22 protein-coding genes and 1 pseudogene are annotated in these 25510 nt (G+C 34.8%); 12 read left to right on the forward strand and 11 right to left on the reverse strand.

Features of this window, described 5'->3' with window-relative positions; all coding sequences use genetic code 11:
- Nucleotides 1-692: ferrochelatase (locus tag ACTJIW_RS19515; protein WP_440718474.1), on the forward strand; the 692-nt coding region annotated here is incomplete at its 5' end.
- Nucleotides 693-997: 305 nt separating this feature from the next.
- On the opposite strand, the gene ACTJIW_RS19520 is transcribed toward ACTJIW_RS19515, so the two are convergent.
- The 3 genes from ACTJIW_RS19520 to ACTJIW_RS19530 form a co-directional block, all read right to left on the reverse strand.
- A complete protein-coding gene (locus ACTJIW_RS19520) occupies nt 998-1504 on the reverse strand; it encodes a response regulator (RefSeq protein WP_184160470.1) in 507 nt (168 codons plus the stop codon).
- A 187-nt stretch (nt 1505-1691) separates the two neighbouring features.
- Entirely contained in the window at nt 1692-3104 is a 1413-nt protein-coding gene (locus tag ACTJIW_RS19525; protein WP_440715775.1) for an SDR family oxidoreductase, read from the reverse strand.
- A gap of 12 nt (nt 3105-3116) precedes the next feature.
- On the reverse strand, nt 3117-3800 hold the full coding sequence (locus ACTJIW_RS19530; protein ID WP_440715776.1) for an SDR family NAD(P)-dependent oxidoreductase: 684 nt from the start codon (nt 3798-3800) through the stop codon (nt 3117-3119).
- Between the two features lie 245 nt (nt 3801-4045).
- Between ACTJIW_RS19530 and ACTJIW_RS19535 the strand changes: the two genes are divergently transcribed.
- From ACTJIW_RS19535 to ACTJIW_RS19545, 3 genes are all read left to right on the forward strand, one after another.
- Nucleotides 4046-4339, forward strand: a complete 294-nt coding sequence (locus tag ACTJIW_RS19535; protein ID WP_219071213.1) for a TIGR03643 family protein — start codon at nt 4046-4048, stop codon at nt 4337-4339.
- A gap of 114 nt (nt 4340-4453) precedes the next feature.
- Entirely contained in the window at nt 4454-5962 is a 1509-nt protein-coding gene (locus tag ACTJIW_RS19540; RefSeq protein WP_440715777.1) for a sensor histidine kinase, read from the forward strand.
- A 685-nt stretch (nt 5963-6647) separates the two neighbouring features.
- Nucleotides 6648-6770, forward strand: a complete 123-nt coding sequence (locus ACTJIW_RS19545; protein WP_440715778.1) for a hypothetical protein — start codon at nt 6648-6650, stop codon at nt 6768-6770.
- A gap of 567 nt (nt 6771-7337) precedes the next feature.
- On the opposite strand, the gene ACTJIW_RS19550 is transcribed toward ACTJIW_RS19545, so the two are convergent.
- The 3 genes from ACTJIW_RS19550 to ACTJIW_RS19560 are packed head-to-tail and all read right to left on the reverse strand — an operon-like array spanning nt 7338 to nt 8967.
- Entirely contained in the window at nt 7338-7457 is a 120-nt protein-coding gene (locus ACTJIW_RS19550; protein ID WP_440715779.1) for a hypothetical protein, read from the reverse strand.
- Nucleotides 7458-7474: 17 nt separating this feature from the next.
- The gene (locus tag ACTJIW_RS19555; RefSeq protein WP_440715780.1) at nt 7475-7789 is read right to left on the reverse strand and encodes a hypothetical protein; all 315 of its coding nucleotides are present in this window, start codon (nt 7787-7789) and stop codon (nt 7475-7477) included.
- Entirely contained in the window at nt 7786-8967 is a 1182-nt protein-coding gene (locus ACTJIW_RS19560) for an IS3 family transposase (RefSeq protein ID WP_440715781.1), read from the reverse strand. Before ACTJIW_RS19560 ends, ACTJIW_RS19555 begins: the two co-directional genes overlap by 4 nt.
- 680 nt (nt 8968-9647) lie before the next feature.
- Here ACTJIW_RS19560 and ACTJIW_RS19565 point away from each other — a divergent pair.
- Entirely contained in the window at nt 9648-10124 is a 477-nt protein-coding gene (locus ACTJIW_RS19565) for a hypothetical protein (protein ID WP_440718475.1), read from the forward strand.
- 279 nt (nt 10125-10403) lie between these two features.
- Nucleotides 10404-11912 carry an ATP-binding protein gene (locus ACTJIW_RS19570; protein ID WP_440715783.1) on the forward strand — a complete coding sequence of 503 codons (1509 nt, stop codon included), beginning with the start codon at nt 10404-10406 and terminating at the stop codon, nt 11910-11912.
- Between the two features lie 116 nt (nt 11913-12028).
- On the opposite strand, the pseudogene ACTJIW_RS19575 reads toward ACTJIW_RS19570, so the two are convergent.
- Nucleotides 12029-12160, reverse strand: a pseudogene (locus ACTJIW_RS19575) (LuxR C-terminal-related transcriptional regulator); the annotation flags it as partial.
- Nucleotides 12161-12542: 382 nt separating this feature from the next.
- Between ACTJIW_RS19575 and ACTJIW_RS19580 the strand changes: the two are divergent.
- Nucleotides 12543-13193 (forward strand): DUF1349 domain-containing protein, encoded by a 651-nt coding sequence (locus ACTJIW_RS19580; protein WP_440715784.1) that lies wholly within the window; start codon nt 12543-12545, stop codon nt 13191-13193.
- A 97-nt stretch (nt 13194-13290) separates the two neighbouring features.
- Here the strand turns inward: ACTJIW_RS19580 and ACTJIW_RS19585 are convergent, their stop codons facing one another.
- From ACTJIW_RS19585 to ACTJIW_RS19600, 4 genes are all read right to left on the reverse strand, one after another.
- A complete protein-coding gene (locus ACTJIW_RS19585; protein ID WP_440715785.1) occupies nt 13291-16401 on the reverse strand; it encodes an efflux RND transporter permease subunit in 3111 nt (1036 codons plus the stop codon).
- Between the two features lie 4 nt (nt 16402-16405).
- Nucleotides 16406-16705 (reverse strand): DUF190 domain-containing protein, encoded by a 300-nt coding sequence (locus ACTJIW_RS19590; protein WP_012026449.1) that lies wholly within the window; start codon nt 16703-16705, stop codon nt 16406-16408.
- A 66-nt stretch (nt 16706-16771) separates the two neighbouring features.
- The gene (locus ACTJIW_RS19595; protein WP_440715786.1) at nt 16772-17782 is read right to left on the reverse strand and encodes an efflux RND transporter periplasmic adaptor subunit; all 1011 of its coding nucleotides are present in this window, start codon (nt 17780-17782) and stop codon (nt 16772-16774) included.
- A gap of 51 nt (nt 17783-17833) precedes the next feature.
- A complete protein-coding gene (locus ACTJIW_RS19600; RefSeq protein WP_440715787.1) occupies nt 17834-19087 on the reverse strand; it encodes a TolC family protein in 1254 nt (417 codons plus the stop codon).
- Between the two features lie 272 nt (nt 19088-19359).
- On the opposite strand from ACTJIW_RS19600, the gene ACTJIW_RS19605 reads away from it, so the two are divergent.
- From ACTJIW_RS19605 to ACTJIW_RS19625, 5 genes are all read left to right on the forward strand, one after another.
- On the forward strand, nt 19360-19767 hold the full coding sequence (locus ACTJIW_RS19605; protein WP_440715788.1) for a hypothetical protein: 408 nt from the start codon (nt 19360-19362) through the stop codon (nt 19765-19767).
- Between the two features lie 144 nt (nt 19768-19911).
- Nucleotides 19912-20544 carry an NAD(P)H-dependent oxidoreductase gene (locus ACTJIW_RS19610; RefSeq protein WP_012026453.1) on the forward strand — a complete coding sequence of 211 codons (633 nt, stop codon included), beginning with the start codon at nt 19912-19914 and terminating at the stop codon, nt 20542-20544.
- A 386-nt stretch (nt 20545-20930) separates the two neighbouring features.
- A complete protein-coding gene (locus tag ACTJIW_RS19615) occupies nt 20931-22541 on the forward strand; it encodes a sensor histidine kinase (RefSeq protein WP_440715789.1) in 1611 nt (536 codons plus the stop codon).
- A 14-nt stretch (nt 22542-22555) separates the two neighbouring features.
- Nucleotides 22556-24499 (forward strand): sigma 54-interacting transcriptional regulator, encoded by a 1944-nt coding sequence (locus ACTJIW_RS19620; protein ID WP_440715790.1) that lies wholly within the window; start codon nt 22556-22558, stop codon nt 24497-24499.
- Nucleotides 24500-24703: 204 nt separating this feature from the next.
- Nucleotides 24704-25501: an alpha/beta hydrolase gene (locus ACTJIW_RS19625; RefSeq protein ID WP_440715791.1), complete on the forward strand. Its 798-nt coding sequence runs from the start codon at nt 24704-24706 to the stop codon at nt 25499-25501.
- Nucleotides 25502-25510 lie beyond the last annotated feature (9 nt).

Genomic DNA, 25510 nt, shown 5'->3' on the forward strand with positions numbered 1-25510 from the left:
AATTGAGCGATAAAGGAGTTACAGATGTAATGCTTTTTCCACTGTATCCACAATATGCGATGGCTTCGACTTTGACTATTTTGGTAAAGGCTGAAGAAATTCGCAAGAAGAAATTCCCGCACATGACATTTACTGATGTTCCGGCATTTTATAATAAACCAGATTACATCAAGAATTTGGCCGATTCAATTCAGAAACATGTAGTTGGTTTTGAATATGATCATTTGTTGTTCTCTTATCACGGAATTCCAGAACGTCATATCCGCAAAACCGACGTAACAAAATCGCATTGTAAAATTGACGGATCCTGCTGCACCACGCCATCTCCGGCGCACGAATTCTGCTATCGCCACCAATGTTATGAAACTACAAGACAGGTTATTAAATTATTAGGTCTTTCCGAAGATCAATACAGTCTGACATTTCAATCGCGTTTAGCAGGAGACAAATGGTTAGAACCTTATACTGATGTTGAAATTGACAGCATGCCGGCAAAAGGAATCAAGAAATTGGCAGTTGTTACTCCGGCTTTTGTTTCAGACTGTTTAGAAACACTCGAAGAAATCGCTATGCGTGCCAAAGAAGATTTTGAAGCAAAAGGAGGAGAAGAGTTTTTGGCAATTCCATGTTTGAATGACGACGACCAATGGTGCCGGACAGTGAGTAAATGGATTCGGGACTGGTCTGAATAATCCTCAAAGGGCACTTCTATCAATCCATTAAATTAATCTGATGAGATTTGAAATATTTCTGATATGCTTTATACAACTGATTAATTCCTAAACCTATAAAAAATAAAGAGATCATATTACAAAATACAGACTGGAGCTGCCTTCAATTTTGCCACAAAAGATTAAAGCGGTTTTAAAGATATTTTACCATTCTAAGTTTTGTGGCAGAATTGTGGCACATAGCACTTTTGAAAACCAAATAGTCAACAAAACCAGAGATTAAGCTGTTTAGGTTCGAAACTTTTAGATAACACTGGTAAGAGCACTTAGGAGTCCCCGCGAGATATATTCTTTTCAGAAACAAAAAATAAATTTTTAACCGGACCCAATAAAGCTTTGGCCCAGTGCAGAAAGAAGACCTTCTTTAGTACCAGTACAAAGCCATTAAAAGAATTGGGCTTCTGGACATAGAGGTCCGCCCCCTTATCAAAGGTATCTTCAATATCTGCAGGATGATCCCAGGTGGACAGCATAACGGCAGGAATGTCCCGAAGCTCTTTATCTCCCTTTATTTCTTCCAGCGCCTGCTTTCCTCCTTTAACGGGCATATTGACATCGATAAAAATAATATCGGGATCGCTCTGGGATTCATCCCTGAGGGTATCGAGGAGCTCCTGCCCGTTTTCAACGGTCGTTACCTCAGAAGCAATCTGCGCTTCATCCAGGGCATCGATAAACAATTCCTGATCGTCTTTATCATCCTCGGCCAGCAGAATTTTTACCGGCTCTTTTTCTTTTGGGCTTTCAGCATCCGGATTCTCAGCACTTATCATATCAAGCGGTTTTGCAATGTCCAAATGTACTAAAAATGTCCAAATGAAATTATATGCTGCAAAAGATGCTCCCAGGATCTCATTTTACAAACCCTTTTAAACTGCAGAATATTAAAAATAAGACTATACCAGTACAATACCCTGCCGTAATACAGTCCGGTGCCAGCCCATGTTGTCCGCTGTATCCTTAAATTAGTTTTTTAAGCATTCCATCAAATATAAAACCATGGAATGGCAAGACAGAATACCAATATATTTTGCCCATAAGTTCGCGCGGCTTAAAAGTAGCAGCCTGATATAAGGTATTGTTGATTATTTTAAATTCCAGCCAGGCTTCACCCGGAAGTTTCATTTCGGCATATAAAATCAATTTACCTTCCTTTTTATTGGCGTATACAACCCTCCAGAAATCGAGTGCATCTCCTGCATGTATTTCCTTTTTATGTGTTCTTCCCCTTCTGGTCCCCACACCGCCAAAAATCTTATCGATGAACCCACGCAAATCCCAAAGCCAGTCGGCATAATACCATCCTGTTTCTCCGCCTATTGACCAAATTCTTGCAATTGTATATTCCCTGTTTATAATTGTTCTTTTTCTTCTGTCTATATAACAGCCTTTTTTAGGAACCTTTAAATATTGAGAAACATTTCCTTTGAATTGCCCGCTTACTTGTGAATCTTTCCAGCTTGAAATAATATCATCATCACTAATCTTTTTCAAAGCCCTTTCTAATGCCTGTCTGTAAGAGATAGGTGTAACTGCCAGTAAACTATTAATCCTGTTATCGCTGCAGACGACTTCCACTTTCATACTGCTGACCAACGCCGAGGCCAGCTTAAAAGAAGTTGACGTCACAAAATACAGCCAGTAAGACGATAATTTTGGAGTCATCACCGGTACTGTATAAATATATCTTTGGAGTTTTTTTGCTTTGGCAAACTCCAGCAGCATTTCTTTGTAGGTCAATATATCAGGTCCCCCGATATCAAAACTTTCATTATACGTTAATGGATTTAACAGTGATCGGATTAAAAATTCTAAAACATCGCTGATCGCAATCGGCTGGCATTTCGTATTGAGCCATTTTGGGGTAATCATAATGGGGAGTTTATCCACCAGATCGCGTATTATTTCAAAAGAAGCACTTCCTGATCCTACTATAATTCCCGCTCTGAGTACAGTTGATGGAACTGCTGCGGTTTTTAAAATTTCTTCTACAGCCTTTCTTGAGGATAAATGTTTGGATAATGATTGGTCATTTACAATTCCGCTCAGGTAAATAATTTGTTTTGCATTTGTCTGGTTTATTTTTTCAATGAAATAATTTGCAGAAATACTTTCCAGTTCATCATAATTAGAAGCTCCTGACATCGAGTGGATCAGGTAATAAGCGGCATCTATATCATTGGGAATATTCTTCAGACTTTCCGGATCCAGAAAATCAACTTCGATAACCTTTATTTTATTTTTAAACTGTTCAGGAAAACAAAACCTGTTTTTATCCCTGACACAGCAGATTACTTCATTTCCATGATCAAGTAACAAGGGCAAAAGCCTCTTGCCGATATAACCTGTAGCGCCTGTTAAAAGAATTTTCATTTTTGAGCTGTTTTACAATTTAAAGCTTACCAAACCATAATCCATTGAGAGAACCTGACCTGAAATTGATGCTGCATCTTCAGAGATAAGATATCCTGCCATACGGGCAACCTCATGGGGTTTGAGGTAATTTTTCAAAGCGTGTCGTTCGATCATATTTTCTTTCATCCGGTCGTTTCTTAAAATAGATCCGGACAAAGAAGTTTCTGTAATAGTCGGCGCAATACCATTGATTCGGATTAACGGGGCAAGTTCAGCGCCGAGTGATTTAACGAGTCCCTCAACGGCAGCTTTCGCTGTTGCTACACTGGCATGAAAAGGCATTCCTAATTTTGCCGCAACAGTACTGAATAAAACAATCGAAGGATTTTTTCCTTTCTTTAATGCAGGCAGATAATGCTGAATCACTTTGACGGCGCCCACCACATTAATTTCAAAATCATTTCTGAAATCATCAAGACTTAAGCTCAAAATGGGTTTCAGGTTTATGGACCCCGGACAATACACCAGGGCATCAATACTTTCAAATTCAGGCAAAGGATCCCGGAGCACATCAACTGAAAAATGAATTAAGTTTGGATGGGTAATATCGGGAGCTGCCCTGCTGATATTAATAACCTTATAATTTTCCAGCTGCTGCACTAAAACACCATTACCGATTCCTTTACTGCCGCCAACAATTACAATAGTTTTCATTTTTTAAAGATTAGAATTAAAGAACCGTTCTGATTGTTTCTGCTATGATTTTCAAGAAAATAAGATATTATTTATTAATTATCAAAAAAGCTAAAGGGGTATTTCATATAAGATGATATCTTAATGTTAAAGGTAATAATTGTTTAACTATTTTAAATAAATATTAAACAAAATAAAAATTATTTTATCTAAATTAGCTATGCTCTGCTTAATTCCCTATTGGGAATCCCTCAAAAAATACAATTATGAAAAAATTAAAACGGCAATTTCCCGATCGTGACCTGGACCGAATCATTGAAATGGCATGGGAAGACAGAACCCCTTTTGAGGCCATTGCATATCAGTTTGAGCTTCAGGAAGCTGATGTAAAAATTTTAATGAAGAAGGAACTCAAACCCGGCAGCTATATACTTTGGCGTAAAAGAGTAGAAAACTGTCAAACAAAACATAAGCGGAAACGCAGTGACGCAATTAAACGCTTTAAGTGCAGCGAGCAGAGGGTCATTTCCAATAACAAAAAATCGAAGCAGAAACAATAGAAACAATCAGCTGTATTATTGGAATTATGATACAAAATGCAGAATTCATGTAACCATAAACATTTAAAAGCCAATAGCTTCGCCATTAAAACTATACCAATCAAATCTAACGCTATGTACCGTAATCCAGGGCTTCTACAAAATATAATTGATGCTATCCCTCTTCCCGTCGGAGTGTATGTGGGAGATAATTTAGAAATTGCACTGGCCAATGATGCCATGATCAAAACATGGGGAAAAGGAAATGATGTACTTGGAAAAACCTATCTCAGTGTCGTTCCAGAAATTGAAAACCAGCAGATTCTCGATGAGGCGCTTGGCGTTCTTAAAACCGGAACTGCCTTTCATGCTGTAGGAAAAAAAGTAGATTTGGTCATGCAGGGGATTATGACCGAACATTACTTTAATTATAGTTTTATTCCGCTCTTTGACGAGCATGGAAAAGTCTATGGCGTGCTTAATACCGGCGCCGACATCACAGATCTGCACAAAGCAAAAGAAGAAACCCTGAAATCGAATGAAAAATTAACCATAGCCATAGAAAGCTCCGGGATAGGAAGTTATGAAATAGACCTTGAGACCAAAAAAATCAAGACTTCAGCAAATTTCAATACGATCTGTTCCATTGGAAGCGAAACAACCAATGACGATTTAATTGCAAAACTTCATCCAGAGGACCTCCCGGCGCGCGAAAAAGCACACCAGCAGGCTGAGGCAACCGGAAAAATATGCTATGAGGCGCGGATTTTAAATGATGACGGCTCCTACCGCTGGGCTAAAATCAATGGAAAGATTATCAAGGACAAGGACGGGTCTGCAAAGACCATCATCGGGATTGTTCAGGATATACACGAGCATAAGGAATTTCAGGAGGAACTAAAAAAGCAGGTCGCAAGCCGTACAAATGAGCTCACGCGTTCTAATAGCGATCTGATGCATTTTGCCAGTGTAGTGAGCCACGATCTTCGCGAACCGTTACGAAAAATTAAATTTTTCAATACCCTTTTACGAAATGATATTGAAGACAATGTTAATGACAAATCTAAAAAATACCTTCATAAAGTAAGCCAGTCTGCCCAGAGAATGGAAAACATTATAGAAGGAATTTTGAACTATTCGACCCTGGATAAAACTTTACAGCATATCGAAACCATAGATCTCAATGAGGTGATTGAAGATCTAAAAATAGATCTAGAACTGATTATAAAGGAAAAAGGTGCTATTTTAGTTACTTCTGATCTTCCCGAGATTCAGGGAGCGCCGATTTTAATTAACCAGCTTTTCTATAACCTCCTGCAAAATGCCTTAAAATTTTCCAAAGCGGACCAGCCTCCAAGAGTTATAATAACAAGCAGTATCATCAATAGTAACGGCCATGATTTTGTACAGATAAAAATAAAGGATAATGGTATTGGAATTGATGCAGAATTTGCAGAAAAGATTTTTACGGCATTTGAAAGACTTCATTCCAAAGATGAGTATGAGGGAAACGGCCTTGGACTTGCCCTGTGCAGAAAGATTGCCGAAAGGCATAATGGTAAAATAACTGCAGCCGGGGAAAAGGACAACGGCGCTGAATTTACGGTTACCCTACCCTTAAGGCAAACAGAGGATACAATTTAAGAAACTTTCTTTGTATTTATTTTTCATTGTGCATTATTGCTAACTTCAGATGGAGTTTATAATGGTGATGGTCCAATATTGGTTAAGATGTGTTTCTACAAATTATGTAAAATAAATTTATTTAGCTTTACAGCTAATCACCTAACACCATTTTCATATATCAAAATATTAGGATCTTATAAGATACAACTGGCAGCATAGATCTGAGATGATCTTCTGCATTTTAAAGAAGCCCTAAGCCATAGCTTGAGGAAACCGGTAAACAGATCTTGAGCTCATCATAAAAGCAGAAAGGAGAAAACTAAAGCTCATCAGCAAATCTAAATGAGCAGTTAGATCCTTAGCTCTTTATAAATTACAATTTTGCCTATGACATCAAAATCTAATTTATAATCAACAGTAAATTGGTAATTTTTATACGTTAATACAATGTCCATAGCATTATAGATAATAAAGTCTAAATTTAAGACTGGTTCTTTAGACAAGATGAGATATAAAGGCAAAGAGTTTTTTGGTAATTACTTATTAATTCGTATGCCAATATTTTCTGTATGACTTCTTTCCACAAATTGATTACTTGGAAAATTTATTGGTCTTTCAATTATATAGGATTGCTATTGATGTAGTTCTACCTTATCAAATGGAATTGCCTGAATAGTTAATTACGCTTCTGGAAGCTCAAAAAATGCTTAATGATGAAGGAATGAATGTGACATTTGAAGAAGCAACAGATATTTTGAAATTTTTTGCTAAAATAGCAGATGTAGCAGTACGAAAATTTTTAAATGAAAAAGAAGAAAATTTATAACCAATTTAGATTTTGTAGCAATCTATTTTAATATTTAAAATCTTGATAATAGTAATATTCGTGAGGATCGGTCGAAATTTTATTAGCATAAAAAGTTCGTCAAGTTATTGCTTTAAGTTTTGTGGCAGAATCGTGGCACATTTGGATTTTAAAAAGTTAAAACTTCAGCAAAATAAGGCTCTAAAAAGCTTAGTTCGAAACTGTATTAACATCCTACTGTCTTATATATTTCTTGTTGTTCAACCGATGCCAGAAATTGAGTTATTTCATGGCTTGTTTTTTTGAAACTATAATTATAAGGAAAAAAAGAATTAAATTTATAGTTTATGAAAAAGGCAAGAAACAAGCACACCGGAATTTAAGATTCTCATGTCCTCCATGAGCATCATCCGCCTTCAGACGAAACCAGCCAGTTCCCTCTTTTTTTTCCTGATTAAAAAAGCTTTTTTACCTTACTTACTATAGGACAAATTTACCCTAATGCTGCTTCGATTCCTTACAGTTTATGATTTTAAATTACATATTTTTTATATCCATCACACTGGCACTTCAAAACAGCAAACAATATCAGCTGCGGATCCGCACCCCGGTTAATTCTTTTTTGCCTCTCGCTGAAAGTCCCAGTTCCCGCATATAATTTCTAACCGTTTTACTAGATATCTTATGCCCGGCATGCCTTAGTTCCACAGCAATTCTTTCGCTCCCTAACGTCTTTCAAATGCAAAGAAGAGTCTGGTTATTTCCTGATGCATCAAGATCTTTCTGCGCTTTGTTTCATTAAGCGGATTTTTTTTCCATTTATGATACCAGTACCTGCTGGCTCCTAAAACTTCGGTCATTAACCGGATGGAGTAGCGCTTTTCATTCTGCAGGATGAAATCATAAAGCACGTCTTTCTTCTTCGAAATGCAGCTGCCGGCATTTTTCAAGATTTCAAACTTCAGTTCTGCTTTTTTAATCTCTAGTTCCAGACTGGCAGCATAAAGATCTGCAGCACTTATTTTATTGTCCTGCTTCATATTCTAATCCCTGTTTCTAAGTAATAATCGTTATTAAACTGCTCTATCGTTTTATTATTCAGAGAGGTGTGAATTCTCTTTGTATTATACCAGTTTTCAATAAATTCATATATTTCCTGTCGCATCTTTCTGCGGGTAAATAAGCTATTTCTCGGATCTATTAACTCTCTTTTCAGCGAACTGAAAAAGCTTTCCGATACAGCATTGTCACAGCTGCATCCTTTACGGCTCATGCTTTTTATAAACTTATAGGAAGACAGCTCCTTAGAAAAGGCTCTGTTGGCGTACTGAACACCCCTGTCAGAATGAAAGATGAGCCCCTCAGCTGCAGTCCGGTTTGCCGCCGCCATTTTGAGAGCCGGCAGAGTAGTATTTTTACCGGCGAGACTTGAGCCCAGGTTCCAGCCTATTATTTTACGGTCATACAGATCAATAATGATGGTGAGATATAAAAAACCTTTTGTAGTCTGAAGATAGGTAATATCAGATGCCCATACCTCGGAGTGGGAATGCACCTGAAAGTTTCTGTCCAGGATATTTGGAGCTGTGTAATAAGTATGTTTAGAAGCCGTAGTAGGCTTAAATTTTCTTTTTTTTATGCGGCGCAGGCCTAACTCCCGCATGTAGAAAGAAACCCTTTCCTGACATATAACATAACCAAGCTTATGAAGTTCCTTTGTAATTTTATTGCGTCCGTAATGTTTTTTAAAATAAAAAAAAATTGATTTAAGATCTTCTTTAAAAAGAGCTGTCTGCTGCTGTTTTAAAGAAATGCCGTTTTTCTTCCACCTGTGGTATCTGCCGTAACCCACCTCCAAAATGCTGCACATTTTTAGTATGGAATAACTGCGCTCATTTTCTCTTATGAACTCATAAATCATTAAATTTCCCTGATAAAGATATGGTGATGCTTTTTTTAAAATTTCATATCTCAGGGCCGCTTCATTTAATTTCTTTTTTAAATTAAAAACTTTATGATCATCGGGATGATATCTGTCATATCCTATACCTGGAAAACTTCCCTGTCCGAATTTTTGATATTCTTTTCTCCATCTGCACAGCATGCTGGATCTTATTCCAAGTTCATCTGCTGCTGCTTGCAACGTATTTTTTTCATCGATTAAACCAACAGCTCTCTCTTTAAAAATGCGGTCATATCTTTTATATATTTTTGCCATAACTTAAAAATTTTTATCAGATTTCCGGTCAGTTGAAAACTAAGTTGCTAAAATACATCATACTTTATCTTGAGCTGCTTTTAATTTTGCCGCAAGAAGCTAAGAGTTTTTTTATTTGAATTTATTTAGACATTTTATACAATTTAAAAAAAGGACAAAACAATCAATTTTATAAAAAATTACTTATATTTACAGCATAAAGAATTACAGCAGCAAAACAGCAGGACAAACCATTAAAAATCAAAACATTAGCAAAATAAATTAACAGTTTTATTTTTATGGCAAAATCGTGGCAACAACAGTTTTAAAATAAACATAACGCAGCAAATAAGCGGGATTCCAGACTTAAGTTCGAATCCTGCTCTCCCCACGAAACCTGCAAGTCTTTAGATTTGCAGGTTTTTTTATTTTATAAGATTGGCTCATTTTACAACTTCTCCAAAGTTTGCTGCAAAGAAAAATGAGTTTTTTACAAAATGATTTACAATTTAGATTATTTTTTTTCATAAGATTTCAATAATATGTAAATTAGTGTCTAAAGTATTTCGTTAAATTTAGATTCCTGCTTCAGTCATTTTGAAGTTTTTTAAAGGAGTAATTTTCAATATTAGATTAACATCCATAAAACCATTATTATGAGAAGGCTTGGTATTTATATAACAGCATTTTTGTTTATAACAATGAGTTCCTGTGAATCTTCAAATGCAGCTGATTTCAAGGAGTCGATCAATCAATCAGAACGCAGAGCTTTTGAAATTATTCTTGGAAAAAAAGGTTCAGGAGAAAAAAAGCTTAATTGTCTGGCAAAAGATGATTTTAAAGGAGCTTTAACAGCCGTGGATCAGCAGAGTAAAGAGTTTGATATCCTTATAGGCGATATCAAAAAGCTTTCTACACAAGGCATTCCAAAAGGCGAACCTCTTAAAACTGCCTCTCTTGAATACTATCAGTCCCTTAAAGAACTTCATGTATTTGATAGAAAAGAAATAGAGCAGGAAGCACTCCTGCGAACATTAAAGAACAATGAATTAAAGAATACTCAAAATAACCTTATAGTACTGGCAACACAAAAAAAGATGCTTTATAACGCAGTATATGAAAAGGAAGCTCTACTACATACTGCAACTCAAAATTTTGAGGCTGCCAATGGCTTTTAACAAAGATTTTTTATGAATACCCAATATGTTATTTCCATTTTTTAGATAGAAATTGATATACTTTCTGCAAAAAAAGTCAGTTGAAGGTGTCTATGATTTTCGACAAATACTAAAAAGGCTGCATTTTTAGTATCAAATATCATAGAGTACTCAAATACCCAAGAAAAAACGAATTATCTTTTTAAAATTATTCATTGAAATTATGAAATATTAGCCAGTCTTGATATAACATCTACACTTTGTTTGATTTTAAATTTGTAAACAAAAAAAATATCCGCCATGTATGATTATGTATCGCTGTTAAAAAACATTGTGGACAACACACCTCTACCAATAGCTGTTTTAATTGGTCCCGAACTTAAAATCGAGCTTGCTAATCCTGCAATGATTTCCGTATGGGGAAAAGGAAACGAGGTAATCGGAAAAAACTATTTTGACGTAATTCCTGAATCTCCCAGACACGAAATAATGACGCAGGCTCTTGAAGTATTAAACACAGGAATACCATTTTATGCAAAGGATAAATTGATAGATTTAATAGTTGATGGAAAAATAACACACCATTATTTTAATTACAGTTTTACTCCTCTTTATGGTAAAGATGGAAAAATTTACGGTCTGTTAAAAAATGGAACCGATATAACAGACATGCACAATATAAAGCAGAAGATACAAAGTGCAGACGAAAGACTCCGCATAGCAGTTGAATCTTCCGGAATGGGAACTTACGAAATAAATTTAATTACTAAGGAAACTGTTACTTCTGGAAATTTTAATGAATTATGGTCAGTTGATGACGCGTCAGATACTGAAATGCTTCTAAAAAAAATGCATCCTGAAGATTTACCAGTAAGAGAAAAAGCACATCAGGACGCATTAATTACAGGAAAAATAGTGTATGAAGCAAGGATTATAAATGATAATCAATCTGAAAAATGGGTAAAAGTCAACGGTAAAATTATAAAAGATCAAGATGGGAATGCTTCCAGCATCATTGGAATTATACAGGATATCAGCGATCAGAGGCAGTTTGAAAAAGAGCTTCAGGAAAAAATCAAGGAAAACACTAAAGAGCTTAGAAAGTCAAACGAGAATCTAATTCATTTCGCCAATATGGTTACTCATGACTTAAAAGAGCCTGTAAGAAAAATTAAAACTTTTAATGGTTTATTAAAAAAAGAAATTGAATCTGAAAGAATTGAAAATATAAAAAAATATAGTGATAAAGTGGATCAGTCTGCCCAAAGAATGCAGACATTAATAGAAGGTACACTAGCCTATTCAACTCTCAACAAATCAATTCAGCCAGTCCAGAAAATAAATCTGGATGAGATAGTTGAAAATATAAAAATCGATCTAGAACTTATTATACAAGAAAAGAATGCTATTCTTATTACAAGTGAACTTCCTGAAATAGAAGGAGCTCCAATATTAATACACCAGTTATTTTATAATTTAATACACAATGCTTTAAAATTTTCCAAAGCAGATGAACCGCCCAGAGTTGTAATAACATCGAATATTTTAGATAAAAATGGTACAAAACATGTTCAGATAATCATTAAAGATAATGGTATTGGACTCGATGATATTTATGCAGATCGTATATTCAATGCTTTTGAGAGACTGCATTCCAAAGATGATTATGAAGGAACCGGCCTGGGACTTGCCCTATGCAGAAAAATAACAGAAAGACATTATGGAACTATCAGTGCCGCAGGAAAAGAGAATGATGGTGCCGAATTTACAGTCACTCTGCCGCTAATCCAGGAAAAAAAGATTATCTAACAGTTTGACTGGTAGAGTAAATTTGATAAAAAACACAAAAACATTCTAAAAGACTTTATCACAACAAACCCAAAGCTGTTCGAAACCGCTTCAATAGAATTATTTACATTTAGTTTTTACAGAATATTTTGTCTGTGTCTGTTTACAGTATTACTACTGATATTGAGTTTCACAGCAATTTCTTTACTAATTACGCCTTGGCTTATTAATATTAAAATTTCTTTTCCACGAGAAGCCAAAAGATCATCGGGATAAATACGATTATAAATATCATCTTCCCAAATAGAATCAATTGTTGTAAATCCAGACGTAGAAATATCAAAAAACGTCCAAAATTACCCGCAAATATATAGCTCTTATTGCTTGCTAAATATTACAGCACAGCAGCTGAATTATCTAATTTTACATATACTTCGATCATTTTTAAAGCCTCATTTAATGATGCATTATGCTTTTCAGGACTGTCAATTTATTCAAAAGAAAATTTGTCTTCTAAGTTTGAAATTACTATGCTAATTTATATGGAAAGAGATTAGAGTGATTTAAAAAATGGTTATATATAACTATTGCCGTAAAAAACTCAAATTACATTCTTTGTAAATTATTAATAAAATTCAAATTTAAGAAATCATGAAGAGAATTCATTTAGTTTTAATATGTATATGCATAATGACTGTAAAAGGAAATGCTCAAAAATTAACCGCTATGAACTGGCTCAATGAACCTGCTGACTGGGAAATAAAAGACAATAAACTTATTATGCAGGTTACACCACAATCTGATTATTGGAACAAAAGTCATTATGGATTTACAGTTTACGACGGACCATTTTTATACACTGAGAGAAGCGGCGAATTTGAAGTTGTTGTAAAAATGAGCGGTGTTTATAAAACCAGATTCGATCAAGTCTGCCTTATGCTGCGCATAGATGAAAACAATTACGTAAAAACAGGTGTAGAATATGTAGATGGAGTTTACAATATTAGTACTGTTCACACTATTGATAAAAGTTCATGGAGCGTTTTGGGCTTAAAAGAAAAACCTAAAAATGTCTGGATGAAAGCCGTACGCCGACTAGACGCTTTAGAGATTTTTTATTCTATTGACGGGATTAATTATACAATGACCAATACTGTGTATTTTCCAGAATTTAAAACAGTACAAGTTGGGATGATGGCTGCCAGCCCAGATGGAAAAGGATTTACGGCAACTTTTGAAGATTTTAAAATTACGCACCTTCCGGATCAAAGACGTTTAGAATGGTTAAAAAATAATCAATAGTTTTTACAGAATTACAAAATACAACTGCTGAACCCGATAAGTTCAGCAGTTTTTTATTATGACCGTTTTCATTTTTAAATTGAACAATAACTCATCTTCATTTTCTCTCGTTCATCCAAAAATATAAAGGAGGAATCAGTATTGGAGCAAAAAATAATGTACTAGTCAATCCGCCTATAATTACCGTTGCAAGAGGCCGCTGCACATCTGAACCAATTCCTGAAGATGTAGCCGCAGGTATAAGACCAACAATAGCCACAACCAGAATCGACAACAAGGCTCTTAACTGCTCTTTTGAAGCCGTTAGTACATTTTCCTGCAGATTATCATTCTTAAATAATGTTTTTCTATTTAAAGCCGATACAAGCAGTACTCCCGACATTACTGAAATTCCAAAAATGCTCACAAAACCAACACCCGCAGAAACATTAAAGTAATAACCTCTAAGAAGTAGAGCCATAATACCGCCTCCAAGAGCAAACAAAATACAACTCATGGTAATCATGGTATGCTGAAAATTTTTATACAGCATAAAAAGGAATAAAAAAACCATAATAATTGTTAACGGAATGGTGAATGCTAATTGTTTTCCTGCTCGTTCCAGATTTTCATATTGTCCTCCGTAAATGATGCTGTATCCTTTAGGCACGGTAACATTTTTATCTACTTTTGCTTGTAATTCTTTTACAAAACTTCCCTGATCCCTTCCCCTGATATTGGTTCTAACAGTAATCATGCGTTTGCTGCCGTAACGATAAATATTAGTCTGACCTTCAACAAAATGTATGTCTGCCAGTTGATCCATTGGTATTAATGCTCCATTTGAAGATGGAACTAAAATAGCTTTTATTGCATCAATAGAGTTTCTGTACTGCGGTAAAAAACGAACTACAATATCATAACGTTTTGCTCCATCATACAAGGTTGAAACTGTTTTACCGCCAATTGCTACTTCGATCATGTTTTGAATATCAGCTACATTAATTCCAAATCTTGCTGCTTGTTCCCTATTAATATCAATTGCTAATTGCTCTTGTTCTCCTTCTTGTTCAATGTTGACATTCTCAGCTCCTTGTGTATTTTTAGCAATTTGTGCAATTGTTTCTGCCTTTTTTCTCATCATTTCCAAATCATCGCCTACGACTGAAACTGCCAGGTCTGCCGCACTTCCGTTTACAATTTCCATAACCTGATCGATAATTGGCTGTCCTGAAGAAAATTGCACTGATGGAATTTGCTGCTGCAAATCTTTTTTAATTATTTCGACCAAATCTTTTTTGGCAATGGTATCACTCCAGAGTTTGTAATCTTTTAATCCCACTAAAATTTCATTTCTATTAGCTGGAAACGGATCGGTGCCATCGTCATTGCGCCCGGTTTGTGTTATTACGTAAGATATTTGAGGATATTTAGCGATTATTTTTCTGATTTTAGGAGCATATTTAGCATTTTCCTGTATCGAAATCCCTGCTGGAAAATTTCCTCTTAAAAAGATCGATCCTTCATCTAATGTTGGTAAAAATTCGGTTCCTAATTTTAAGCCGCATAAAATAAATATAGCTACAATCGAGAAACCAATTATCGTTGTTTTTTTATAATTATTTAAAAATCGGGATAATGTTTTTTCGTAAGATCTGGTTAAATAATCCAACACTACATTTTTATGCTCTTTTATAGGTTTATCTACATCAAGCATTGCCTTTCTGTAAACAAATGAAATTAGAACCGGAATAAAGGTAAGCGCTCCCAGCATTGAACCGATAACCGCAAATGCCAAAGTTAAAGCCATCGGAGAAAACAATTTTCCCTCTACTCGAGTCATTAAAAGTATTGGCATATAAGCCAATATAATAATAGTTACGGAGAAGAAAATCTCTCTTCCAACTTCCTGAGCAGCCTGAAGTGTAATTTGCACAATGCCTTCTTGTTTTTCTTCTGGTGTAGTTGTTCTGTATTTCCTTATGAGATGTTCTGCCATCAAACAAGCGCCATCTACAATAATTCCGAAATCTATTGCACCAAGCGAAAGCAGATTGGCAGGAATACCCGTAAGCCGCATTAAAATAAAAGCAAACAATAATGCAAACGGAATCGTTAAAGCTACAACCAATGCACTTCGTACACTTCCTAGAAACAGAATCAATAATATAATTACAATCGAAATCCCTTCAAATAAGGTATGTGCAACAGTTTCAAGTGAATGATCAATTAGGAATGTTCTGTCGTACATCGGACGCAGTTTTACGCCTTGAGGTAAATCATTTTCCTGCAGCTCAGCCATTCTTTCTTTTAACAATTTTAAAACTTCGCTTGGGTTTTCATATCGCCTTAAAAGAATAATACCTTCAACACCGCTGCTTACATCTTTTTTGTCCTGGGTAACCGTATAGCCCATAACACCGCTTGGCGGAGGAGGCGTGATTTCTACGGTTGCCACGTCACGAACAAAAATGGGCATTCCATTTTCTGATTTAAGAACAATGTTTTGAATATCGCGTTCTGTCTTAATCGCTCCTAAACCACGCACCGCAAAACCTTGTCCGCCTCTTTCAATTATATTTCCGCCTGTGTTTTGATTGTTTGCATCTACTGCATCCATTACGTTTTGAAGCGTAAGATTGTATTTTCTTAACTTTTCCGGCGAAGTAATAATATGAAACTGTTTTAATGGTCCGCCAAAAGTTGTTACATCGGCAATTCCCGGTACTTGCAGCAAGGCAGGTTTTATTACCCAGTCCTGTAAATCTCTAAGTTCTGCCTGACTGTAATTTGACGGTGCTTCTACAACATATCTGAAAATCTCGCCAACGGCGGTAGAAAGCGGTGCCAATGAAGGTGTAACTCCATCCGGCAATTCAGCTTCTGTAAGTCGTTCTGTTACCTGCTGACGCGCAAAATAATCATCTGTACCGTCTTTAAAAGTAAGTTGAACTACAGACAAACCAAAAATAGTTCTGCTTCTGCGGTCTAAAACATTTGGCGTATTCTGCAAAGCACGTTCAATAGGAACCGTAACCTGTTGTTCTACTTCCTCAGCGGCTCTTCCGTCATACTGCGCTACAATAATTACATTGGTGTCTGCAATATCCGGATATGCTTCTATTTTTAATTTAGTAAAACACCAAAAACCAACTGCCATTAAAACAAGGCTGATTGCAATTATAACCCATCGGTTACGAAGACTGAATATGAGTAAATTTTTAATCATCTCTTTACCATTTTTCTACTTGATTCGTAACTATAAAACCTCCTTTATATACTTTTCTTAAAGCTGTTAAAACAGATTTTACCTTTTCATCCTCATCTATAAAATTGATCAATAAGGGTATTTTATCAAAACTGAACAAATCATGCGGTCTGTTAAGATAGCGGCTGGCTCCATACCCTATTTTGCCATAAAATACTGTTGCTCCCTTAATTTTGTGTTCAATCAAAAATCTTAAAATGTACTCGTATAAAGGCTGTGTTCCTTTTAACTCGTCTTTATCTATATATACTTGTGCCTGAATCATTGTTTTTTCTTTAAGGTGTTAACAAATACAATTTCCACTCTCTTTTTTTAAACAGCATTTTTGTTTTTAATATCCAAAACTGAGTCCTTTTAACTGCATAACACCTTTTACAGCTATAGCATCACCGTTCGTTAAACCATTATAAACAACGATTCTGTCTCCAATCTGATTTCCTATTGTAACTTCTGTTCGTTCAAATTCTTTACTCCCTTTTTTTACAAAAACATAGTTTTTTGCCTGAACCGTAACCAATGAATTTTTATCGATGCTTATATTATCACCTTCGCTTATGCCAAAAGAAACCGCAGCAAACATGCCTGCTTTAAATTTACCGCTTGAATTGTTTAAGCTTATTCGAAGTTTAACCATTCTGGTAGACTGATCAATCATATCGGCAATAGCATCAATTTTTCCAGAGAATTTTTCATTGGGAAATGCTGTAAATTGCACCATACAGTTGTCTCCATTTTTGATTCTGCTTATCTGGTTTTCCGGAATATCACAAATAATAAATGATGTTCCTGCTTTTGCTCTTTTGAGTGCTTCGGGTTCAAATCCTCCGGCTTTCAAGTCTGTTTCGAACTCAATCAAAGCTGCTTTTTCATTGGCCAAATTAGTCTGTTCGACAGATAACGCTGTCTGCGCTTCCAGCAAATCTTTTCCTGTTGCTGCACCATGCGCCAGTAAGTCTTTAGCACGGTCCACTTCTATTTGTTTTTGTTTAATGTTTTTATTCTGGATTTGATTTACATTAGCCAAGTGCTGAATAAGCTGTGTATAACTGGCAGCCAAATCAGGGTTTTCGAATAATATAATATTCTGCGATGCTCCTTCCTGTGATTTCATAACCGTTGCCGAAACTTTGGCTGGAGCAGTAATTTGATTATTAAGAATTGAATTTCCAATGGATTCTGTTTCAAAAAAGACGGCACTGCTGTCTGTAGGAAATACAATTGTTTTTCCATTATTTTTTACCTCAGGCATGTTGTTTACTGCCTGATTTGGTTTGTTTTCTTTGCCTCCGCAGGCATAAAGAAACAATACTATAATGCCGCTATACTTTAATAAATGTTTCATAAGTAGATAGTATTTGTTTTTTTAATGAATCCCGATAATTATCGCAGATCATTATTGTGCTATTTGATTAATTAACCCTGAAGCATAAAGCAGTTTGATATAACTAATTCTATACTCCTGCATCGAATCATAATATTGCTGTTGTATATCGAGCCAGCTGCGCTGTGCTTCAAGAAAATCAATAATGGTAGTACCGCCTCTTAAATAAGAATATTTTACACTCTTTAAAATACTTTCTGATCTGGATACTAATGCGCTAAAACTTTCAAGATTGCTTTTTTGAGTCTGGTAAGCATTAAATGCATTGGTTATTTCTGTCTTAATCAGTCCTTGTGTAGCTATCAGGTTTTGTTCTGCCTGCTGTTTTAAGTAATTTGACTTTTTTATTTCACCCTGATTTCTTGTAAAAAAAGGAAGCTCAATTGTACCATACAAACCTACATACGGAATTGTGTTTTGCGGATTGTAAATTAATCCCAGTTCAGGCTGCGGATAAGCTAATGATTTTTGAAGATTGATATTAGTATTAGCAACATCTAAAATTGATTTAGAAGCCAAAGCATCTGTTCGTTTGTCTAAAGCTTCCTGTAAAAAATCTTCTAAATTAGAAGGCAGAACAAATACAAAATCATCACTAGAATCAATATTTATTTCTTCCTGAGCGCCCAGTAAATATTTCAGACTGACTAATTCGTTTTTTAAATTTTGTTCTGCTTTTCTTATTTCTAATGTATATTGATTTGCCAGCAGAGTTGTACGGTTTAAATCTGTTTCTGTAATTACCTGATTTTTTAAACGTACTTTATTTATAATCACCAAGCTGTCTAAGTTACTGCTTGCTTTTTTTACTATTTCCAATTGTTTTTGCGCAGCCCACACATCAACCCATTTCAAACCTACATCCTGAAAAAGGTTACGTTCTATTTCATTGTAGTTTTTTTGAGTTAAAACTGAGTTTTGACTGGCAAAATCAATTTTATTTTTGCGTGTTCCTGCAAGCTGAAAAACTTTGCCTAATTGTAAATTCGTCTGCGTATTAGCACTATTAAAAAAACCGGTATTAGGCGCATAGTTTTTTTCTGCCGCGATGCCAATATAGTTAAAACCGAAAATTAGATTGGGTCTTAATTTCGCCGTTACAATATCACTTTGAGCAATATCTACGTCATAATGCTGGCTTTTGAGAACGGGATTGTTGTTTTTTGCTGTCTGGAGAGATTTTTGAAGACTATAATTTGTTTGTGCTATTCCTGTTATGGAAAATAAAGTCAACAAGACAAATAAAAGAAAGTAATGTTTCGACATAGCTTTATTCTTTATTTATTGCCTTATAAAAATACAAAAAAATACAATTATTAAACTATTACGTGTTAAAAAAATACTAAAAAACTTACCAAAAGTCAATTTTATTTCTTTTTCTTCTCTTTAATTTTGATACTATCAAGTAATGTATCACTTAATAATAATTAGAATGAAAAAAAATAACCGTTATTACAGCATTAACTATTGTTCTCTTTGTTACATATTCTGCAAATGCTCAGAAAAATTCACAGCAGCTTGTTGAAGACTTCCAAAAATTGTCTGGCAGCTGGAACGGAAGCTTGACTTACTTAGATTATTCTTCCGGAAAACCCTATACAATGTCAGCAGATGTTGAAGTTAAAAGAATCAATAATTCTAATGAATTTGAGTTCATTAATACTTACCCTAAAGAAAAAAGTGCCAACTCAACCCAAATTATTAGTATTTCACAAGATGGAAAATACATTGGTAAAGAAGGGGTAATCTCAAGAATGGAACTCGCCGATGGTCAAATACAAATTGTTACTCAAAAACAAGGAAAAGACGGTAATGATAATAAGGAAGCCGTAATCAAGCAAACTTATACAATCAGCCAGACTGCATTTTCTATACGCAAAGACGTTTTATTTTCTGGAGATACTAAATGGATAAAGAGACACGAATATGCCTATTCAAGAAACTAAAACTGCCTTCACCTAAGGCTGCTCCTATTTAAAGATTGTCAGCTGGATAAGATTATCTTTATATTAACATTAGATTTTCTCTTGAGATTATAAAAATATATTTAAAGTCTTTACTTTTGAATAGAATTAAAATTGATACAGAAAATGAAATTACTAGATGCTCTAAAATGGCGCTATGCAGCCAAAAAAATGAACGGACAAGTTGTACCGCAGGAAAAAATCGATTATATACTAGAAGCTGCAAGATTAGCTCCTTCTTCATCTGGTTTACAGCCATATAAAATTTTTGTAATTACGAATAAGGAATTACAGGAAAAAATAAAAACTGTAGGTTTTGAACAAAGCCAAATTGTGGATGCTTCTCACGTATTGGTTTTTGCTGCATGGGATGGGTACTCTTTAGAAAAAATCTCAGAAGTTTTTGAAAGAACAACTGCTGAAAGAGGAATTCCGGCAAGTGCTATGGATGAATATAAAGAAAGACTTTGGGGTATGTATAAAGATCTTGGTCAGGAATGGCATGCCAATCATGCAGCAAAACAAGCTTACATTTCGTTTGGTTTAGCTATTGCTGCAGCTGCAGAACAAGAGGTTGATGCTACACCAATGGAAGGTTTTATCCCAGCCGAGGTAGATAAATTATTAGGTTTAAACGAGCTTGGTCTTAAAAGTGTATTAGTACTGCCTTTGGGTTACAGAGATGCTTCTAACGATTGGTTAGTAAACCTAAAAAAAGTAAGAACTCCGCAAAGCGAATTCATTACAGAAATAAAATAATTTCATTTCAAACATACCATAAACCAATAATTGAATCACTGCCGCATGAACGGTATATCTTTTTTGGTTTGAAATGGGATTTACCCATTTCAGCTTATTTAAGGCAGTAATAAAACAAAAAGATGAACAGTGATGTTCATCTTTTTGTTTTATTGATATTTATTCTATTTGAATAGGCTGAAAATCCTAAAACCATTTACAAGCTTTATGTCAGTGATAAGAAATAGATTCTAAAAAAATTCCCGTCGCATTAAAAACTTTTCTGAGCTTATTATTTTAGATTTACCAACGAAATATCGTTGGCGGTCAATTTTCTGAAATTTTAAACTTACATACATAATTATCAATACCTTCGTATAACCAAAGCCCGTTTAATCATACGAAAGATGTTTCCTAACCAATTCAAAGCACTTTTGTTTCTCCTTGTTATACTTACAATTGGAGACCAAACTGTCTGGGCTTCAGCCAAAAATGGAAAACAAATTGAAACCACAGAAAAAAGCCTGCCTGCTCAAAAACACAATACAAATCAAGAACCGCCTTACAGCGAACAACAAGTTAAAAAAGCTGAGAGACTGCTAAGCAGTTTACCGGAAAACGTAGATAAAATCAAGATTTTATTAAAAGTAAGCGACTGGTATGAAGCCTCTTATAACAACCCTAAAACATTAGAAAAAGCTTTTCAGTATGCAGAAGATGCCCTAAGGATAAGCCAGGCAATTCATTCAAATATATATTCCGGCAAATGTTATCTGCAGCTTTCAATGATACATGAATTGAGAAACCACAATTCGATGATAGAAGTTACAGCCAGAAAAGCAATAGCAGTATTAACCCAAACAAATGATTTAGATGATTTAGCAGAATCCTGGGTTATGGTCTGGTCATCAAAAATGAGAACCAATGCACCTATAACAGAGAGATTAGAACCAATTTTTAAAGCTGCTGCCCTATTTGAAAAAACAGGAAATTATAAAAGGATTGGTGACTGTTACAGGGAAATTAGTGAATTATATTTTTCCTCATCTAATTTTAACAGCTCCTTAAACTACCTCAAAAAAGCGATATTTTATTATAGGGCCGCAAATCTCAAAGAAGAAGCTATCTATCCTATTTCAACAAGACTTAATATTATTTATGAAGCAGAAAAGAGAAATAAGGACATTATAAGGCTTAAAAACAAAACCCTTTTACAGCAAAGCAGACTTAACAACGAAGTATTTTTGCGTAATTCGATGTTCACCTTTGTGGTGCTTTTACTTATAATTCTTGGTTTGCTGTACAAAAGTTTCATGTTCAAGAAAAAAACAAATAAAATACTCGAAACCCAGCAAAACGAAATCAATAAAAAAAATACCATACTGCAAAATCTTGTAGTCGAAAAAGAATGGCTGCTGCGTGAAATTCACCACAGGGTAAAAAATAACCTGCATATGGTGGTTGGCCTTTTAGCAAGCCAGACTGAGTTTTTAAAAAATGAAGAAGCAGTTCAGGCAATTAACAGCAGCCAAAACAGAATTCAGGCTATGTCGTTAATTCATCAAAAATTATATCAATCAGAAAGCTTGTCGATTATTGATATGCCTTCATACATTTTCGAATTAACAGAATATCTAAAAGATTCTTTTGAAATACGAAATACCATCCGATTCACTTTAGACATAGATAGTTTTAATCTTCCTTTATCACATTCCATTCCCATAGGACTTATTTTTAATGAAGCAGTTACAAATGCAATAAAATATGCATTTCCAGATCATGAGAACTGCACAATAAATATTACGCTTAAAAAAAGGGACAGTGGCAATTATATATTAATCATTCATGATAACGGTATAGGGCTTCCACCCGATTTCGATCCTTATAATAATCCTTCTTTGGGTATAAAACTAATGCACGGTTTGGCTGCTGATATTGAAGGAAAGTTTTTAATATCAAATGCAAACGGCACCAAAATAACTTTGGAGTTCACTCTTAACGAAAGTAATCTTGATTAATTTAATTCTATAAAATGGCAAAACCTTTAAAAATACTCATTGTTGAAGATCAGTTTGTAGAAGCAAATCATTTGCGATTGATGCTCAAAAAAGCAGGACATTCAATTATAGGAATGGCCCGGTCAGTTTCTGATGCTAAATATTATATTGCTCAGGAAAAACCAGAACTGGTTCTTTTAGACATTTTTCTTTTAGGAAAAGAAACCGGAATAGATCTTGCCGAAATTCTCAAAGAAAACAATATCCCGTTTATATATCTTTCTGCAAATTCTAACGAAGAAGTTCTCAATAAAGCTAAACTGACACATCCGTATGGATTTTTGGTAAAACCTTTTCGTGAAAAAGATTTATTGATTACGATCGAAATTGCAGAATATCATCAAGAGCACGGAATTGAATCTTCTATTCGAAAAGAACTTTTGTTTCAGAAACAATTAAAATCAATAGTCAAAAAAAGCGGCACCTGGGATGATCGTGTTCTAAACATAATTACGTCTTTGCAGTCACTTATTTCTTTTGATCTTGTAATGGCCGTGTTTTATATCGATAATAAATTATCAAATCGGGTTTTAGGGTATGCCAGAACAGGTTTACATGAATATCAAAAAATAGGAATTGAAGAACTGCAGAATATTACGGCATTAAAAGAATCTGAAATTAATGAATTAAGAAATAAAAGTAAAGTAGAAACCAATGCAACATTTTATAATGATCTGGATTTTGTAAAAATATGCGAAAAAACACCCATCAAAAAAATGATTGCCAATTCCATGAACATGAAGTCCAATTTAATGCTGCCAGTTCCTTTATCCCTTCATGAAAACGGCGGGCTTTATTTGTCTTTTTTCAGCAGACAGCCAAACAATTACAACAAAAATCATCTTACACTTTGCGAAAGACTTCAGGAACCTTTAATTTATGCTATCGAAAATTTAATACATGCTGATAAAAAATTAGATCAAAAAAAATCTTCTGCAAATAATACCGGAAAAAATACAAAAATATTTGGATTTGAATCTATTGTGGGCAAAAGTCCCATGCTTTTAAAATTATTCGATCATATTATACAAGTAGCTCCGGCAGATACAACTGTTTTAATTACAGGCGAAAGCGGTACCGGAAAAGAAAGCATTGCTAACAGTATTCAACAATTATCTGGCAGAAAAAATGATCCATTCGTAAAAATTAATTGTTCTGCTCTGCCTCCTAGTCTTATCGAATCAGAATTGTTTGGACATGAAAAAGGCTCTTTTACAGGAGCTACAGAAAAACGAATTGGTAAATTTGAACAAGCCAATAACGGAACTTTATTTCTGGACGAAATTGGAGATATGCCTCTTGAAATGCAGGCAAAATTACTACGCGCCATTCAGGAAAAAGAAATCGAACGTGTTGGCGGCAATCTGCCTATAAAAGTAAATGTCAGGATAATTGCGGCAACCAATTGTAATCTGGAAAAAGAAGTTGCAGACGGACGTTTTAGACTTGATTTATATTATAGGTTAAATGTATTTCCTATTCAGCTTCCGCCGTTAAGAGAACGCAAAGAAGACATTGGACTTCTGGCACGTCATTTTATAGCAGTATACAGTGCTAAAACGGGAAAAAATGTAACCGAAATAGCAGAAAGCGCATTAAAAAGTCTTTTATCTTACCAATGGCCCGGAAATATTAGAGAACTCGAAAATCTTATCGAAAGAAGTATTCTTTTAGCAAAAACAGATACTATTGAACATATTCCGCTTCCGGCTTTTGACGAAATAAAAACAAATAACAAATCTAATGAATGGTTCTTTAAAACGATTCAGGAAAACGAAAGAGAACACATTATCAATGTTTTAGAAAAATGCAATGGAAGAATCAGAGGTGCCGGCGGTGCGTCTGAAATACTCGGCCTTCCTCCTACTACACTGGCATCAAGAATGCAAAAACTCGGCATCAAAAGAAGTCATTTTTAATGGTGAATTGTTAATTATGAATTGTTAATTAACAATTATCAATTCATAATTAAAAAAACGGTATTACGTTGCTCTTTTTTCGTTGTACGACGAAATATAGTTCGCTGAAAATCAGCAAAAAACATTTAATTCATTAAAAATCAAATAATTACAAAATAGGTTTGATTTTAGTTTATAGTTTGGCATAACACTAAAACACGTATTATGCTGACTGAAAACCCTACTACGATACTTTTTATTACAGGTGCATTTGTAAGTAATAAATGCTGGGACGAATGGAAAGTTTTTTTTGAAAACAAAGGCTTCAAAACTTTAGCTCCTTCATGGCCTCACAAAGACGCTCCTGTAGAAGTTTTACGCGAACGTCATCCTGAACCGCAGGTTGCCAGTTTTCGATTGTCTCAATTGATCGAATATTTTGAAGGTATTGCTAAAAATCTGCCTCAAAAACCTATTATCATAGGACATTCTATTGGCGGACTTACAGCACAAATACTGTTGCAGCGCAATTTAGCATCTGCTGCAATTGCAATACATTCGGTTCCCCCACAGGGAATTATGACTTTTAAATTCTCCTTTTTAAAAGCTGGCTGGGGTCCGCTTGGCTTTTTTACCTCGACTAAAAAAACATTTATGATGAGTTTTAGTCAGTGGCAGTATGCTTTTACAAACGGAATGCCCGAAGAATGGCAGGAAAAAGCGTATTGCGATTTTGCAATTCCTGAATCAAAATTAATCGTTAGGGACACCATTACATCAACAGCAAGAGTAGATTTTAATGCTCCGCATAAACCATTGTTACTAATTGCAGGATCAATCGATCATACTATTCCTCAATCTCTTAACTATTCTAACTACAAAAAATACACAGACAAAAATTCTGTGACAGATTACAAGGTTTTTCCCGAAAGAAACCACTTTGTTTTAAATCAGCCGGGCTGGCAGGAAATCGCGCTTTACATACAAAACTGGATCGAAAAACTTCCGGTACAAATTTCATAATAACCAATT

This window comes from Flavobacterium sp. 22659 (genome assembly GCF_052044235.1).
GTDB classification, from domain to species: Bacteria; Bacteroidota; Bacteroidia; order Flavobacteriales; family Flavobacteriaceae; genus Flavobacterium; species Flavobacterium johnsoniae.